A 15,491-nucleotide genomic window follows, 5' to 3' on the forward strand; every position below is an offset into this window, starting at 1 on the left:
CCCTCTGGTACGGATCGACGCTCGTGGTCGCGGACCGCTGGTATCCAAGCTCGAAGACCTGTTCCGACTGCGGCTGGCGAAACCCAGGCCTCACCCTGTCGGACCGTATCTTCGCCTGCCAGTCCTGCGGGCTGGTAGGCGGCCGCGACCTGAACGCCGCGGTCAACCTGTCCAACCTCGTCGCCGCCAGTANGTCGGAGACGGTAAACGCCCGTGGAGCCGACCGTAGGACCCCGTCCGCGGGGCGGGCGGCTGGGAAACGGGAACCCGGCACGGCTCGGGCCGGTCGGACCGGGAGTGCTTCACCGCAAGGTGAGGCGGCATGAGCGCCGCTATCAGGCGCTCTTATGCAACGGAAGGCCGCTGGAGTCGTTCCACGGGACGTTGCGTCTGCCGTGAGCAGATATGCCGCCAGCAGATCAGCGTCGTGGGCGCGGATTTCTCGGCAACGCTGGTGACGCCGGCCCATCGTGCTCGCACCCATTCCCGACGGCCGGCGGGAGGACGCACCATGATCGAATCTTTTTCGCGCCTCACGCAGGCCGGGCCGGGGAGTCCGCGCCGGGCTACCGTGCAGGCCGCCGCATCCGGGCTCGGCTCCGCGGACGACCAGGTGTTCAGCCGGCTCCTCGAGAACCGGATCGTGTTCCTTGGTTCCGTGGTCGAGGACGCGGTGGCCAACGCGATCAGCGCCAAGCTGCTGCTGCTCGCCGCCGAGGATCCCGCGGCCGACATCTACCTCTACATCAATTCGCCGGGTGGCTCGGTGTCCGCCGGCATGGCGATTTATGACACGATGCAGTACGTCGGAAACGACGTGGCGACGGTCGCGCTGGGCCTCGCCGGTTCGATGGGGCAGTTCCTGCTCTGCGCCGGCACGGCGGGTAAGCGCTATGCGCTGCCCCNTGCCCGGATCATGATGCACCAGCCGCACGGTGGCATCGGCGGTACCGCTGCCGACATCTCCATCCAGGCCGAGCAGATGCTGTACACCAAGCGCACGCTGCAGGAGCGAATCGCCTTCCACACCGGGCAGACCGTCGAGCAGATCGAGACCGACTCCGACCGGGACCGGTGGTTCACGGCCGAGGAGGCCAAGGAGTACGGCCTCGTCGATCATGTGGTTGTCCGGGCGGATCAGGTACCCAGTGTGGTCAGTGGAGCGGGCATGGGTTTGCGGCGGGCGGGCCGCACCGGTTTCGGCCCCGGCGGCGGGAGCGGGCGATGACCGGGCGGCCTCCCGCCGCGAGCGGGATCATGCTGGGTGGCGGTGCGCCGAGGGCCCGTCACGTCCTGCCGAACATCGTGGAACGGACCTCCCGCGGCGAGTACTCGATGGATCCGTATTCGAAGCTGCTCAAGGAGCGGATCGTCTTTCTCGGTGTGCAGATCGATGATGTGTCGGCGAACGACGTGATGGCGCAGCTGCTGTTCCTGGAGTCCGAGGATCCCGACCGGGACATCTCGATCTACATCAACTCGCCGGGTGGGTCGTTCACGTCGTTGACGGCGATCTACGACACGATGCAGTTCGTGCGGCCGGACATCTCGACGATCTGCATGGGTCAGGCGGCGTCGGCGTCGGCGGTGCTGCTGGCGGCGGGCACGCCGGGGAAGCGGTTCGCGCTGGAGAACAGCCGGATCCTCATCCACCAGCCGTCGGCGCAGGGCGAGGGCCAGTCGAGCGACATCGAGATCCAGGCGCGGGAGATCCTGCGCGTACGGGCGCTGCAGGAGACGATGCTCGCCCGCCACACCGGTCGTACCGAGACGGAGATCCGTCGCGACACCGAACGCGATAAGATCTTCAGTGCCGATGAGGCCGAGGAGTACGGCCTCATCGACGAGGTCATCATGAGCCGTAAGGCCGCCCGGCTTCTATCGGCACGCAGCGCCTGACCGGGTGCGATCCGGCGGTTGGCCGCTCCGGTCGGCCTGCCACACGTCGACTGGCCACAGGCCGACCTGTCGACGAGCGTGCCCGCGGCCGCCTTCCGGCCGACTATGCTGCGGCCGGAAGGCGGCCGCGGGCCGGGACCACCTGCCCGGCCCCTCCGATCTCCCCGATCCCCGCGGACCGGGAGCGACGGCGGCTCGCCGCGGGCTGGGCACCACCACCCGGCCGGTATGGACGGCGGCCCGGAAGCTCGGCGAGAGTCCCAGGTTCGGCGACACGCCGAAGGGCGACGCCGCGCCGACCGTTGCGCCGACACCGGTTGTTTCGATGCCAGCCGAGCCCGTGATGCTGGCGGTGGCCGCGGTGCCGCTGGCGGCGTGCAGGTCAGCGGAGATGACGCGGGCCGTGATCGGTGGTGTCGCCTGCCCGTGGACGGCGGACAGCGGCCCAGGCGATGTCACGGGGGTGACCTCGGGTTCGAGCCGGGCGAGCTCCAGACGCACCTCGTCCAGCAGATCGGACAGCCGGATGTGCAGCGCCCGGCAGACCGCGGCGAGGATCTCCGAAGACGCCTCCTTCAGGCCGCGTTCGATCTCCGAGAGGTAGGGCGTCGACACCCGCGCCGCGTCCGCCACGTCCCGCAGGGTGCGGCCCTGAGCGAGGCGACGTCGGCGCAGCGCCTGCCCGACCAGCCGGCGCAGCAACGGCATCTCGGCATCATCCGTCATCGCCATCAGGAACCTCCGGGGGACTGGTGCCTTGAAGGGTCAGGGAATCGGAGGGGCGCTCGCGTCCTGATAGATACACGCGTCCCGGATACTGATCACGTGGGTGGGAAGGCGACCGCTGCCGCAGCCACCCCCGGGTAAGTCGATGGAGGGCTAAGGCACCGAGCGTATCCGCTGCGCCCTCGCCGGAACCGCAAGTACCGCACCCGGCATTCCGCCCACACCTTTGCCGCGAAGTCGCCGACGGCCGCCGGAGTTGCCGACGGCCGCCGGAGTTGCCGACGGCGGACGAACCGTGCGGCGCCGATGCATACGGCGACAACGTGTGAGGAGACGGACGCCGAAAGTGGCACGAAGATGCACCAAAGGTCGGTATTTCTACATCATCCGCGCACTTAGCGTCGTTTCCNTCGTGATTCATCCTGACCGTCCGGTCTCCGGAACGGTCGTCGCGGTGGCCCGCTTAGCCGGGGCCGCCAGGGACAGGAGATCCGTGGAGGCTCCCACACACGTGCCCCGTGCCGTTGCCACGCCGATGGCCATACCCATGTCCATGTCCTCGGCCGCGTCGGTGCCGATGGCGGTCCTCGGCACCCGTCCCCACGCCCACCTTGAGCCGCCCGGCGCATCCCCGCGGGCGACGGCGTCCGGGTCGTCTACCCCGGCTCCGGCCCTCGACATGACCGGAGACGACCGCGTAGCCCTGTGGCAGCAGCGCCTGCTCGAGGCGGAGTCGGGGATGACGACGTTCCTGCTGGAACACCACGCCGATCTGCGTCTACTCGACTGGCTGCATACCCAGGCCGNGATCTTCGCCGACTTCCCGACGCCCGACGATCGTGATCCGACGGCCTGGCAGCGGGTGTTCTTCCGCGCGCAGGCACTGATCGAACGGTTCATCGTGTCGCGCTGGGGCGAGGCGGAGCTCGTCGACTGGGCGAGGGCCAATGCCTCGGTCTTCGGCAAGGTGGAGCCCGAGCCGACCGGCCGGCCCGCCGACGTCGTCCACCGGCTCGCACGCCAGGCGGATCTCTACTCCTCCCGTTACGCGGTCGACACCGACGAGCCCATGCAAGCGACCCTGATCATCTCGCACTGTGGCATCTGGGACTACCGCGAGCAGGCCCGCGCCCGGGGCGTGCCCCTCACCCTGGCCTCCCCCTGTTCGTTCTGCACCACTGCCCTCTCGGCGAACATCCGGGCCAAGGGATACGAACCGGCCTTCCGCCTGCTGCATGACGACCCCTCGGTCCCGTCAGCCGGCGTGGCCGTGCCCGCTCCGGGCGGCCAGCCTGCCGTCGTGGCCGGGTCGGTCGCCGGACCGGGGCAGGTCGACCGTGGCTGCGTCTGGACCGCCACCGGCACCACCGGCACCACCGGCACCACCGGCACCACCGGCACCACCGGCACCACCGGCACCACCGGCACCACCGGCGCCACCGGCGCCACCGGCGCCACCGACATTGTCCACAGAGCGGAGATCAGGCCATGACCCTCGTGACCGACAGCGGTCATCCCGGCGCCATCGACGATCCGGGCCGACCAGCCGCCGGTGACCNCCCCGCCGGTGCGACGGCCGATCCCCCGGCCGACTCGCCGCTGGGAACCCCGCCGCCTGCCGCGCAGGGGCTGATGACCGGGGAGCGGTACCGGGCGAGCCTCAACGACGGCCGCGAGGTGTGGCTCGACGGGGAGAAGGTCGCGAACGTGGCGACGCATCCAGCCTTCCGGGGCGCCGTTGACGAGCTGGCCCGGCTGTTCGACCTGCAGCACGACCCGGATCTGCGCGACGTGCTCACCGTCCACGAACCCGAGGCGGGAACCCGCGTCGGCTGGTCCTACCAGCTGCCGCGCACGCTGGACGATCTGCGGGCCCGGCGGCGCAGCACGGCCGTGTGGATGCGCGAGTCCTGGGGTCAGCACGGCCGGTCGCCGTCGTTCATGGCGAACGTGGCGGTGGGTCTGCTCGACTTCCGGGAGCATCTGGAGTGCAACCAGGCCGGCTTCGGCGCCAACGCGGTGGCCTTCTACCGGCACTGTGCGGCCAATGACCTGGTCCTCGGCCACGCTTTGGGCGACCCGCAGATCGACCGGACCACCAGCCCCGTGGACGATCCCGATCTCGCGCTGCGCATCATCGCCGAGCGGGACGACGGCGTCGTCGTCCGGGGCGCCAAGCAGCTCACGACGCTGGCCCCACTGGCCCACGAGGTGCTCGTGTACCTCTCGGCGAGCTTCGCGCAGCGCGAGGCCGAGCAGTTCGTGATCTGGTTCGGCCTGCCGCTGGCTACCCCAGGCGTGAAGATCCTCTGTCGGGAGCCGCTGGGGGCCCGGCCGTACGGGCACGCCCACGCGCTCGCGTCCCGGTTCGACGAGCAGGACGCCATGCTGTTCTTCGACGACGTGCTGGTTCCGTGGGACCGGGTGTTCCTGCTGCGCGACGGCAACCTCGCCCGGGTCGGACTCGGACGGATCAACGCCTGGAGCGCGGCCGCCGGCCACATCCGCTACCAGGAACGGCTGCGGACCCTGCTCGCCGTCGGCACGCTGCTCGCCGACGCGATCGGAGCCTCGGGGCTGCGTCACGTCCAGGAGGACCTCGGGGAGTTGGCGAGCTACGTTGACCTCGTCGGGTACTTTCTCGACGCGGGGGAGGCCAGGGCCGAGACGACGGACGGCGGCCTGCTCGCGCCGGGTAACACCGACGCGAGCCGCGTGTGGTCGGCGCAGGTCGCCGGCCGGGCGGTGGAGATCGTGCGGCGGATCGGCTCGTCGGGTGTCCTCATGCAGCCCAGCGAGCGTGACCTCGCCGCCGCCGACCTGCGGCCCTATCTCGATCGGTACATGCGGGGCGCGAACCTCCCGGTCGAGGAGAAGTCACGGCTGTTCCGGCTGGCCTGGGAGCTCACGGCGGACAGCTTCGGGCAGCGTCAGGACCTCTATGAGTTCGTCCACCGCGGGGACATCACCCGCAACCGGATCAACCTGCTCCGCCGGGATGACCTGGGACCTGTCACCGACCAGATCCGGGAGCTGATCACCCGTCCGCTCTGAGGCTTGACGGCAGGTGGCTGTCGGACCGGTGGCTGTCGGACCGGGCGGAGGGGTCCGGGGACGGTGTGCGCGGAGGGTGTTAGCGATACCACCGCCTACCTGGTTGAGCTACCCGAAGGTGCCTACGGTCAGGCCAGCCCCCTGCACGCGGGACGACGGGGTGATACCGCCGGCCCGCGTTCGCTCCTCGTGGTAAGGACCCGGAGTCATGACGATCGGAGCCGCCTCGCCCCCTCCCGTCCGNGCCGAGGTCTCCGGGTCCTCTGCGTCCTCCGGGTCCTCCGGGTCCTCCGGGGGTCCGCCGTGGGTCAGGGTTTCGGCCTGTCCTGGGGTTCCCGTTCGCGCCGAGGCGTCCGCGCAGCCCGAGTGTCCCGCGTACGCCAAGGATCTCAGGCCCACGGGAATCGACGGCGGCGTGTCGGTGTTTCTGCTGCACGCCCATCCGGTGACCGGGGCGGGGCTGCACCTGCTGCTCTCGACGATCTGCCGGCTCGACGTCGTCGGCCGCGGCCATCGGCTGGATGCCGCGCTGCCGCAGATCCGCCGCTCGCGTCCCCGGGTCCTGCTGCTCGGGCTCGCGGGGGATCTCGCGACCGACCTCGCGGCGGTGCGCCGGCTGCGCGTGGAGGGCGACCGGATCCCCACCACGCGCGTTCTGCTGTTGCGGCCGCTGGCCACCTGCGCCGAACTGACCCAGATCCTCACCACCGGGGCGTCGGGGGCGGTGCTGCCGGACGCCCCGCCTGCCGACCTCGCCCACGCGGTCACCATCGCCGCGCTCGGCGGCGTGGTCTTCCTGCCCGCGCCGCCGCCGACGGGGGTGCCGGGGCCGCCGGTCCAGGCCGAGCTGCCACCGCAGGCCCTCGGGCTGACCTCCCGGGAACGCGCGGTGCTCGGCCAACTCGCCCGCGGTCTGTCGAACGCGGAGATCGCTTGCGAGCTCGCCCTGGCCGAGGCAACGGTCAAGCGGTACCTCACCGGTGCGATGCGCAAGATCGGCCAGCCGGACCGGCTACGCGCCGGCCTCTACGCCTATCGGCACGGACTGCTGGACGGTCCGCATGCCGGCTGGACGGGCCGTGGGCGTGGGTCCGGCCGCGGATCGGCGCCGGACCGGATGATCGAATGATCGGGGTGGCCGCGGGCGCCATGGCGGGATGAACACGTTCCGCGAGTCGGTGTTTTCGATGATCCGGATTCCGGCTGATCATCACAGATCTATTACTTGTGGTTATTGATAGGTTGCTTCGGGTGTCGAAATTCGTGCTGACGTTATTCGATCATGTAAATGGCGCGATCTCTCCGGGTAAGCGCCGGACATGGCTGCCGGGCGATGCCACCATGGGGCTGTGTCCTCTTGCGTTGGACGGTCCGCTCGGCCGTTTCGGCCTGCGCTGATCCGGCGGCGGTGGCTGGATTTCAGCCATCACATGGGTGACTGCTGTTAGGCGTTGTTGGCGACTGAGGGTAGTAGCAGTCCTGCTGACCGCGTGTCCCTGTGTCGATGCTGTCCCGCCCGCCGGATGTGCCGGATGTGCCGGATGTGCCGGATCGGCGGTGTCGACCAGGCCGCCCGATCCGACTGGAACCGATGAGCGACGACGCCCGCCAGCGTGAGCTTGGATTCTTTCTTCGTGCCCACCGTGAGCGCCTGCGACCCGAGGACGTCGGGTTGCCCGCCACACCTCGCCGCCGCACCCCGGGGCTGCGCCGGGAGGAGGTCGCCGCGCTCTCCGGCCTCGGCCTCGCCTGGTACACCTGGCTGGAACAAGGCCGGGTCGCCGCGTCCCGGCAGGTCCTCGAGGCCGTCGCCCGGGCCCTGCGGCTCGACGACGACGGTCGTCGCCACGCCCTGGCGCTCGCCGGCCTGCACACGCCGCCAGCGGACCGCCACCACACCCTCGTCAAGGCGCTGCGTTCGGTGCTGGACAACTGGCCGAACTGTCCGGCGTTGCTGCTCGACCGGCGCTTCGACGTCACCGCCTGGAACGACGCCTACACCGTCCTGTGGGGGGATCCCGCCGACGTGCCCGAGCCCCAGCGCAACCTGCTGTGGCTGCTGGTGGCGCAGCCCCGGACCCGGGACGGGATGGGCGGGTCCGAGGACGTGGCCAAGGACCTGCTCGCCCAGTTCCGCGCCCAGATCGGTCATCATCCCGACGACCAGCGCGGCCGTGCCGTGCTGGAGCTGCTCGAACAGGCGCGCCCCGAGCTGCGTGCCTGGTGGCAGTGCCGGTCCGTGCGCGTGTTCACGGGCCGCACGGTCAGCGCGGCCACGCCGCTCGGCGACATTTCGCTGATGCTGTCGGTGCTGCGACCGGGTGATGATCCGGAGTCCACCATCTGGCTCCAGACGCCCGCGACGCCCGCGGACCGGGAGCTGCTCACCCGGCTGGCGGCCGAGACGCCGGGCGCGGCGGGGCGCCCGGACCCCGCCGCGCGGCAGCGGCTCTCGGCCTGACCGCGACCGGCGGCCCGGCCCGCCACCGGCGGCCGGCGGCCGGCGGCCGGCGCGCGATGGTGCTGCATCTGCACGGCGGCGGCCCTGCTGGCCGCACGGGACGCGGGGCTTCCGCCGCCGGGGGCCGTGTCACGTACCGCGCGTGGGCGGGCACCGGGCACTGCTGGCACATCGCGGTGCCTAGTTCGGGGGCTGCGAGGGAGGCGTTGGCGGAGGTCGTGGCGTTCCCGCGGGCGTATCTCGCCCGATGACGTCGTGGCGTGCCTGTGTATGTGTGACAGCTGCGCTGGCTGTGCCGACCGTGTCGGCCCTTCCTTCCTGCGGTCTACCTGGATCCACCAGCGCTGGTGGTGTGATCTTTCATAGCATGATCAGATATCTGTGATCTTCCCTGGTGCGCGGGTGAGTTGGCCTTTCGGCATGGTCCGCCGCCGGGATCGGGGGTCGGTGCAGATCTCCTCGGCGGGGACTTTAGTCCGCCGGATGGCCGGGGATGTGCCGGGCGGCCAGCCCGCCAGGGCGTAGTCGACCGCCATGACCTGGGGCCCGCATGTCGCGGGCATCGGTCCACGCCATCTCGGGTATCGGGGCGTCGCTACGACCGTTTGACCCCGCTCAGGTTACCTGAGGGTGCCTTTCGGCCGGGGTCGGTTCGGGCGGGGTCGGTTCGGGCGGGGCGGGCCGCGGGGCGACGCGCACGGGCTTGCGGCGATGTCTATGAGCCGCGATAACAGGATGAACCGCTGCCTGTCTGGGCTGGTACGGCAGTAGCACCATCGGCGACTACCTCCCCGTTCGTGCTGGTCCGTGCTCGTACGGCACGCGCCCGGGCCGCCGGCTGCGGCTCCCCGTGCCCCTCGGCCGCCGGGCCGCATGACCCGGTGAGGCCATCGTCGCGTCCGCCCTATCTGGAGCATCCATGAAACGCCCACGTCCCCGATTCCACCCCGCCGTCCGCGTCGCGGCCGTCGCGGCCGCCGCCGCCATGCTCGGCGCCTGCGCGTCCGATCCGGCACCCGCCGGCTCCACCAGCGCGAACGGGGCGGGCGGAACACCGCACCGGGGCGGCACGCTCACCTTCGCGGTGGCCACCGAGGGCGACTGCCTCGACCCGCACGTCAGCCCGGCCGACGTCACCGCCGTCATCCAGCGGGGTGTGTTCGACTCGCTCGTGACGCAGCAGCCGGGCGGCGGGGTCGGCCCGTGGCTGGCCACGTCGTGGACGGTCTCCGCCGACGCGAAGACGTTCACCTTCAAGCTCAAGGACGGCGTGACGTTCCACGACGGCACACCGTTCGACGCGGCGGCGGTGAAGGCGAACNTCGACCACATCGCGGCGAAGTCAACGAAGTCGCAGTACGCGGTGGCGCTGCTCGGCCCCTACGTCGGCACCGAGGTCGTCGACCCGCACACGGCCAAGGTCACCTTCTCCAAGCCGTACGCGGCATTCCTCGCCGCGGCCGCCACGACCTACCTCGGCATCGAGTCGTCGAAGAAGATCGCCGACGCGCCGGACACCCTCTGCTCGGGCGGGCCGAACTCGGTGGGTACCGGGCCGTTTCGCTTCACCCGTTATGTGAAGGGATCGGTCGCCGAGTTCACCCGCAACGACGGCTACACCTCGGCCCCCGGCGGCGCGAAGCACACCGGCGCCGCCTACCTCGACAAGCTGGCCATCCGCTTCCTGCCCGAGGACGCGACGAGGGTGAGCGCGCTGCGCAGTGGGGAGATCGACGCCGCCGACGGCGTGCCGGCGCAGAACGTCGCCGCGATCGAGGGCGATACCTCCCTGCGGCTACTCAAGGTGATTCCGCAGAACGCCAACTACTCGATCTACTTCAACACCAGGCGTGCGCCGTTCTCCGACGAGCGGGTCCGTAAGGNCGTCCAGCGCGCCGTCGACGTCGACACGATCGTGAAGACGGTCTACGCCGGCCAGTACGCCCGCGCGTGGAGCACGCTGACGCCAAAGAACATCGCCTACGATCGCAGCCTCGAGAAGGCCTTCCCCCATGACGTCACCGCGGCGAACAAGCTACTCGACGAGGCCGGCTACACCGGCCGCGACGCCGACGGCTACCGCACGAAGAACGGCGCGCGTCTCGTCCTCGACTGGCCCTACGTCGGCGCCTTCAACCGCGAGCAGCGCGACATCGTCAGCCAGGCGGTACAGGCCGACCTGAAGAAGGTCGGCATCGCCACCAAGCTCTACTCGATGGACTCGGGCGCCTACACCACCCAGCGCAACGCCGGCGGCTACGACCTGATCGCCTACAGCTGGGGCAAGTCCGACCCCGACCTGCTCCGTACACTGTTCGCCTCGAATCTGGCGTTCACCCAGGGCGGGGCGAACAGTTCCGGGATCGCGGTGCCGGAGGTCGACGACTGGCTCGCGACCGGCGCCGGCACGACGGATCTCGCCGCCCGCAAGAAGGCCTACGGGCAGGTGCAGAAATATGTGATCGACCACGCGTACACCCTGCCGATCTACGTGTTCACCCGGACCGTCGGCACGGCGTCGAAGGTCCACGACATCACCTTCGACGCGGACGCCTTCCCGCTGTTCTACGACAGCTGGGTGGGCTGATCTAGTGCGGGCTGTGGCGAGGTTCCTGCTGCGCCGGCTGGTCGTGGGCGCCGGGGTCCTATGGGGCGCGGCGACGTTGGCCTTCGTGACGCTGCACGTCGTACCGGGTGATCCTGTCGACACTTTGATCGGGCCTACGTTCGGGATCTCGCCGCAGCTTCGGGAGCAGATCAACGAGACGTACGGATTCCAGTCGCCGCTCGTCGTCCAGTACGGCACCTGGCTGCGCCGCCTGGTGACCGGCCATCTCGGCACCTCCTACCAGCTGCAGCGGCCGGTCGTGGAGGTGTTGTCCGGTCAGGTGTGGCCGACGGTGCAGCTGGCGCTCACGGCGTCCGCACTCGCCGCGCTGCTGGCGGTCGGACTCGCGGTGTCGACCGCCGGCCGGGGCGGCACCACCCACCGGCTCGGCCGGATGCTGGCGACCAGCGCCGAGCTGCTCGTCGTGTCGAGCCCGACGTTCTGGATCGGCATCCTGCTCATCACCCTCTTCTCCGCGCATCTCGGCTGGTTTCCCAGCGCCGGCGCCACTGGCCCGTCCGGACTGGTCCTCCCGGCGTCCGCGCTGGCCCTGCCGATCGCCGGGGTCCTTGCCCAGGTGCTGCGGGAGGGCCTTGACGCCGCGCTGGAGGCTCCGTTCGTCGTCTCGGTTCGCGCCCGCGGCATCGGCGCGGTGGGTGTGCTGACCCGCCATGCCCTGCGCCATGCCGCGCTCCCGCTCGTCACCCTGCTCGGCTGGGCGGTGGGCAGCCTGCTCGGCGGCGCCGTCGTCACCGAGGCGGTGTTCGCCCGGCCGGGGATCGGTCGGGTGACCCTCGTGGCGATCTCGGCCAAGGACATCCCGGTGGTCACCGCGGTGGTGCTGCTGTCCGCGGCGGTCTTCGTCGTCGTGAACAGCGTAGTCGACCTGCTCTACCTGCTCATCGACCCGCGACTGCGCGACGACGGATCCGGTGCCGGGAGGGCCACGGCGGTTGATCTGGCGGTGTCCCGGTGACCGCGGTCGGGGAAACCCGCCCCGGGACCGAGCCGCCCGCCGCCGGTGCCCTGGCCGGCACCGGCGGTGGCCGGCCGCGTCCCGGTTTGATCGCGGCCGGCCTGCTGATAGTCCTGCTTCTTGTCGCGACCGCCTGGCCGGGGCTGCTCAGCCGCCATCCCGCGGACGGGACGAACCTCGGCGAGGCGCTGCGCGGACCGAGCTGGGCACACTGGTTCGGCACCGACCAGCTGGGCCGGGACGTCTTCGCGCGGGTGGTCACCGGCGCCCGGCATTCGCTACTGCTCGGTGCCGGAGCGACCGCGCTCGGCGCGGGGATCGGGGCGACGGTCGGCCTCGCGGCGGCCCTCGGCGGCCGGTTCGCCGACGGGCTGCTCATGCGGCTCGTGGACCTGCTGCTTGCCTTCCCCGAACTGCTGCTCGCGCTGCTGGTCATCACCATCGTCGGTCCAGGATCGGTGAACGCGGCGGTGGCCATCGGCATCGCGGCGGTCCCCAGCTACGCGCGGGTTGTGCGGTCGCGTGCCCTCGTCGTCCGCCATGCCGGGTTCGTCGACGCCGGGGTGGCGCTCGGCCTGCCCCGGTCGGTGATCATGCTGCGCCACATCGTGCCGAACACGCTCGGACCGCTGCTCGTGCTGGCCACCGTCGGCATCGGGACGGCGATCATCTCCGGTTCGGCGTTGAGTTTCCTAGGCCTCGGTACGAAGCCGCCGGCCCCCGAGTGGGGGGCGATGCTCGCCGACGGCCGGGGCGTCATCGACACCGCCTGGTGGGTCGTGGTGTTCCCCGGGGCGGCGATCGCCGCCACGGTCGTCGCCGTGACCGTGCTCGGCCGCCATGCCCGCCTGCGGGTGGAGGGACGGACTCCGTGAACGACCAGCCGCAGGTCTCACCGCCGGCACCGCCGAACCTGGCACCGCCGAACCTGGCACTGCCAAACGTGGCATCGCCGAACCTGGCACCGCTGGGGTCGGAGCCCCCTGGTTCGATACCTCCGAGCGGGCGGGGGGCGAAGGAGCCGTCCGCGACCCTGCTGACCGTCGACGGGCTGCGGGTCTCCTTCGGCCGGGGCGCTCGGGCCGTCGAGGCGGTGCGGGGAATCTCCTTCGATGTCGGCGCGGGGGAGTGTGTGGCCCTCGTGGGCGAGTCCGGATCGGGTAAGAGCGTGACCGCCCGCGCCCTCGTCGGACTCGCCGGAGCGGGCGCGACGGTCCAGGCCCGGCGGCTGCGCCTGGGCGGGACCGACCTCATCGGGCTGCGGGACCGGGAATGGCGCGCCCTGCGTGGCCGCCGGATCGGCCTGGTGCTCCAGGACGCCCTCGGCTCCCTCGATCCGCTGCGGCGGGTCGAGCAGGAGGNCGACGAGGCGCTGCGGGCGCATGGCCCGGTCGCGCGAGCCGAACGTGGCCCCCGCGTCGTGACGCTGCTGGCGCGGGCCGGCATTCCTGATCCACAGGTCCGTGCCCGGCAGTACCCGCACCAGCTCTCCGGCGGGTTGCGCCAGCGGGTGCTGATCGCCGCGGCGCTGGCCGGCACCCCGGACCTGCTCATCGCCGACGAGCCGACCACCGCTCTCGACGTCTCGGTCCAGGCCCGGATCCTCGATCTGCTCGCCGGTCTGCGTGCGAGCGGGATGGGACTGCTGCTCATCAGCCATGACCTGGCGGTCGTTGCCCGGCTCGCCGATCGGGTCGCCGTGCTGCGCGACGGAGTGATCCTGGAAAGTGGCCCGACCGAGCGGGTGCTGGGCGATCCCACGCACGCCTATACCCGCGAGCTGCTTGCCGCCGTGCCCTCCGCACGGACCAGGGGCAGCCGGCTGGCCGGACCCGTCGNCGAAGCCGGGCTCGCGTCTGCCGGGCTCGACGCGGGCGGCTCGACCGGCGCCGAGATCCTTCTGCGGGCGACGGGACTGCGCAAGGCGTTCCGGACGACGGACGGAGAGCGACGCGAGGTGGTCCGGGACGTCTCCTTCGCGCTGCGCCGCGGGGAGACCCTCGGGCTCGTCGGCGAGTCCGGTTCGGGGAAGACGACGCTCGCCCGGATCATGCTGGGTCTGACCGAACCCGACGCGGGTGAGGTGCTGCTCGGCGGCGTTCCCTGGGTCGGTCCGTCGGATCCTGGGGGCGGCCGGGGCAGCTCGGTGTCGGAGCGTGAGCGCCGACCACGCCGTCGGCAGATCCAGGCGATCTTCCAGGACCCGCTGGGTTCCTTCGACCCACGACTGACGGTGGGCCGGATCCTGACGCAGGCGCTGCGGGTGGGTGGGGTCGCGCGGACCGAGCGCCGCGACGCCGCCGTCCGACGGCTGGAACAGGTGGGGCTCTCCGCGCGGGAACTACGGCGCAGACCGGTCGAGCTGTCCGGCGGCCAGCGGCAGCGGGTGGCCATCGCCCGGGCGCTGTCCGTGGAACCGCAGGTGCTGATCTGCGACGAACCGGTATCCGCGCTCGACGTGTCCATCCAGGCCCAGGTCTTGGACCTGCTTGTCGACCTGCGCCGGACCCACCGTCTGGCCATGGTCTTCGTCTCNCACGACCTCGGCGTCGTGCGGCACCTCAGCGACCGGGTCCTGGTGATGTACGACGGGCGGATCGTCGAGTCCGGGGAGGTGGAGACGGTCTTCACCGCCCCCCGGCACCCCTACACCGTACGGCTGCTCGCCGCGGTGCCCCGGCTCCCCGCACCGCCTACCCCCCTATCGGCTGCCGGGCCGTCTCCGCAGGCCGGGCCGTCTCCGCAGGCCGGGACGCCCGTGGCCGACAGCGCCACAGCCGTACCGGCATCTGGGTAATGTGCCCGTCGGTGTCGAGGCGGTGCTGCGCGACCTCCCCGATCGCCCGAAAATAGTCCTCCTGGCGATCCGCACCGACGAGCCGGCTGTAGTAGGTGCCAAAGGTCGCCGCGTGGAACCGCTGGTACTCTTCGCCGCTCGCGGCCCGCACGAGTGCCGGGCGTTCGTCGACGCCGTCGATGTCGAAGTACGCGTCGAGCAGGGTCGCGGTGTCGTCCACGGACAGGGTGCGTACGGCGATCGGAATGATCCCGGCCGCCGCCAGCAGCCTGGGTACGTCCTCGGCCGCATGGCCCAGGCGGACCAGGGCCTGCCGGGCGAGGTCGTCGCTGCCACCGAACCCGTACTCGTCGTGCTCGGGATGGTGGGTGGTGAGCAGGAAGGCGCCGCCGGGTCGCAGTCGCATGGAGATCCACCGCACCAGCTGCTCCTCGTCAGGGTGGATCCAGTGCAGGACCGCGGTGAGGGTGACCAGGTCGAACGCCGTGGAACCCGCATCGTCGGCCAGCTGCGGGGGCCGGCGCAGATCGGCCTGGACGAAGCGGAACCGTACCCGGGTCGCGTAGGGGGCGAGCTTGCGTCGAGCCTCGGCGAGCCGGGACTCCTCACGATCCAGGCCCAGGGCGTCGACGGCGTCGGGCAGGCGGTCGAGCGCCGCGGCGAGCAGGGAACCGATGCCGCAGCCGAGATCGGCGACGGACCGGGCGGTCGGATCGGCGAACCCGAGCACCCAGTCGGTGTCCTGAGCCTGCCGAAGCCGGCTGGCGTCGTCGTATCCGCCGAGTCGGGCCGCCTGTGCCGTGACGGTCTGCGTCATCTGCTTCTCCCCAGCCGAGGTATGTCAACCGATCCGACGTACTGACGGTCCGCCATCGTGCATCACGGGCTCGCGCCAAGCGCCGAGTTCCGTGCCATGAGTTTTGAAATTAGGCATCGTGTTCGTGTGGGGTCAAGGTAGCTTTCTGCGTCC

At 71.2% G+C, this 15,491-nt stretch carries 13 protein-coding genes; 11 read left to right on the forward strand and 2 right to left on the reverse strand.

Annotated elements, in window-relative coordinates; genetic code table 11:
• The 3 genes from ALLO2_RS19025 to ALLO2_RS19035 form a co-directional block, all read left to right on the forward strand.
• Window positions 1–326 (forward strand): zinc ribbon domain-containing protein (locus ALLO2_RS19025; protein WP_035733941.1); only part of this gene is annotated, 326 nt, incomplete at its 5' end.
• 185 nt (window positions 327–511) lie between these two features.
• Window positions 512–1,228 carry an ATP-dependent Clp protease proteolytic subunit gene (locus ALLO2_RS19030; RefSeq protein WP_035733958.1) on the forward strand — a complete coding sequence of 239 codons (717 nt, stop codon included), beginning with the start codon at window positions 512–514 and terminating at the stop codon, window positions 1,226–1,228.
• Window positions 1,225–1,899 carry an ATP-dependent Clp protease proteolytic subunit gene (locus ALLO2_RS19035; RefSeq protein WP_304413244.1) on the forward strand — a complete coding sequence of 225 codons (675 nt, stop codon included), beginning with the start codon at window positions 1,225–1,227 and terminating at the stop codon, window positions 1,897–1,899. The genes ALLO2_RS19030 and ALLO2_RS19035 overlap by 4 nt, the downstream gene beginning before the upstream one ends.
• On the opposite strand, the gene ALLO2_RS27955 is transcribed toward ALLO2_RS19035, so the two are convergent.
• Window positions 1,879–2,625 (reverse strand): helix-turn-helix domain-containing protein, encoded by a 747-nt coding sequence (locus ALLO2_RS27955; protein WP_277870096.1) that lies wholly within the window; start codon window positions 2,623–2,625, stop codon window positions 1,879–1,881. The genes ALLO2_RS19035 and ALLO2_RS27955 overlap by 21 nt on opposite strands.
• A 1,488-nt stretch (window positions 2,626–4,113) precedes the next feature.
• Here ALLO2_RS27955 and ALLO2_RS19055 point away from each other — a divergent pair.
• The 8 genes from ALLO2_RS19055 (at window position 4,114) to ALLO2_RS19085 (ending at window position 14,521) form a co-directional block, all read left to right on the forward strand.
• Complete coding sequence (locus tag ALLO2_RS19055; protein WP_232235205.1) at window positions 4,114–5,679, forward strand: 4-hydroxyphenylacetate 3-hydroxylase family protein; 1,566 nt, start codon at window positions 4,114–4,116, stop codon at window positions 5,677–5,679.
• A gap of 415 nt (window positions 5,680–6,094) precedes the next feature.
• A complete protein-coding gene (locus tag ALLO2_RS23580; RefSeq protein ID WP_049760940.1) occupies window positions 6,095–6,808 on the forward strand; it encodes a response regulator transcription factor in 714 nt (237 codons plus the stop codon).
• Window positions 6,809–6,930: 122 nt separating this feature from the next.
• Window positions 6,931–7,077 (forward strand): hypothetical protein, encoded by a 147-nt coding sequence (locus ALLO2_RS26615; protein WP_157858560.1) that lies wholly within the window; start codon window positions 6,931–6,933, stop codon window positions 7,075–7,077.
• 193 nt (window positions 7,078–7,270) lie between these two features.
• The gene (locus tag ALLO2_RS19065) at window positions 7,271–8,140 is read left to right on the forward strand and encodes a helix-turn-helix transcriptional regulator (protein ID WP_023842195.1); all 870 of its coding nucleotides are present in this window, start codon (window positions 7,271–7,273) and stop codon (window positions 8,138–8,140) included.
• A gap of 919 nt (window positions 8,141–9,059) precedes the next feature.
• The gene (locus ALLO2_RS19070; RefSeq protein ID WP_035733946.1) at window positions 9,060–10,727 is read left to right on the forward strand and encodes an ABC transporter substrate-binding protein; all 1,668 of its coding nucleotides are present in this window, start codon (window positions 9,060–9,062) and stop codon (window positions 10,725–10,727) included.
• Window positions 10,728–10,731: 4 nt separating this feature from the next.
• Entirely contained in the window at window positions 10,732–11,724 is a 993-nt protein-coding gene (locus ALLO2_RS19075; RefSeq protein ID WP_011437156.1) for an ABC transporter permease, read from the forward strand.
• Window positions 11,721–12,599, forward strand: coding sequence for an ABC transporter permease (locus tag ALLO2_RS19080; protein ID WP_023841765.1), 879 nt, complete (start codon window positions 11,721–11,723; stop codon window positions 12,597–12,599). Before ALLO2_RS19075 ends, ALLO2_RS19080 begins: the two co-directional genes overlap by 4 nt.
• A complete protein-coding gene (locus ALLO2_RS19085; RefSeq protein ID WP_035733948.1) occupies window positions 12,596–14,521 on the forward strand; it encodes an ABC transporter ATP-binding protein in 1,926 nt (641 codons plus the stop codon). Before ALLO2_RS19080 ends, ALLO2_RS19085 begins: the two co-directional genes overlap by 4 nt.
• Here the strand turns inward: ALLO2_RS19085 and ALLO2_RS24935 are convergent.
• Window positions 14,418–15,338 carry a trans-aconitate 2-methyltransferase gene (locus tag ALLO2_RS24935; RefSeq protein WP_011437153.1) on the reverse strand — a complete coding sequence of 307 codons (921 nt, stop codon included), beginning with the start codon at window positions 15,336–15,338 and terminating at the stop codon, window positions 14,418–14,420. The two genes, ALLO2_RS19085 and ALLO2_RS24935, sit on opposite strands and share 104 nt — an antisense overlap.
• Between the last annotated feature and the right edge of the window lie 153 nt (window positions 15,339–15,491).

This window comes from Frankia sp. Allo2, assembly GCF_000733325.1.
Classification (GTDB): Bacteria; Actinomycetota; Actinomycetes; order Frankiales; family Frankiaceae; genus Frankia; species Frankia casuarinae.

Coding starts and splice junctions, on each gene's coding strand:
- ALLO2_RS27955 (WP_277870096.1), bottom strand. CDS start 2,625: ATGACGGATGATGCCGAGATGCCGTTGCTGCGCCGGCTGGTCGGGCAG.
- ALLO2_RS19065 (WP_023842195.1), top strand. CDS start 7,271: ATGAGCGACGACGCCCGCCAGCGTGAGCTTGGATTCTTTCTTCGTGCC.
- ALLO2_RS19035 (WP_304413244.1), top strand. CDS start 1,225: ATGACCGGGCGGCCTCCCGCCGCGAGCGGGATCATGCTGGGTGGCGGT.
- ALLO2_RS24935 (WP_011437153.1), bottom strand. CDS start 15,338: ATGACGCAGACCGTCACGGCACAGGCGGCCCGACTCGGCGGATACGAC.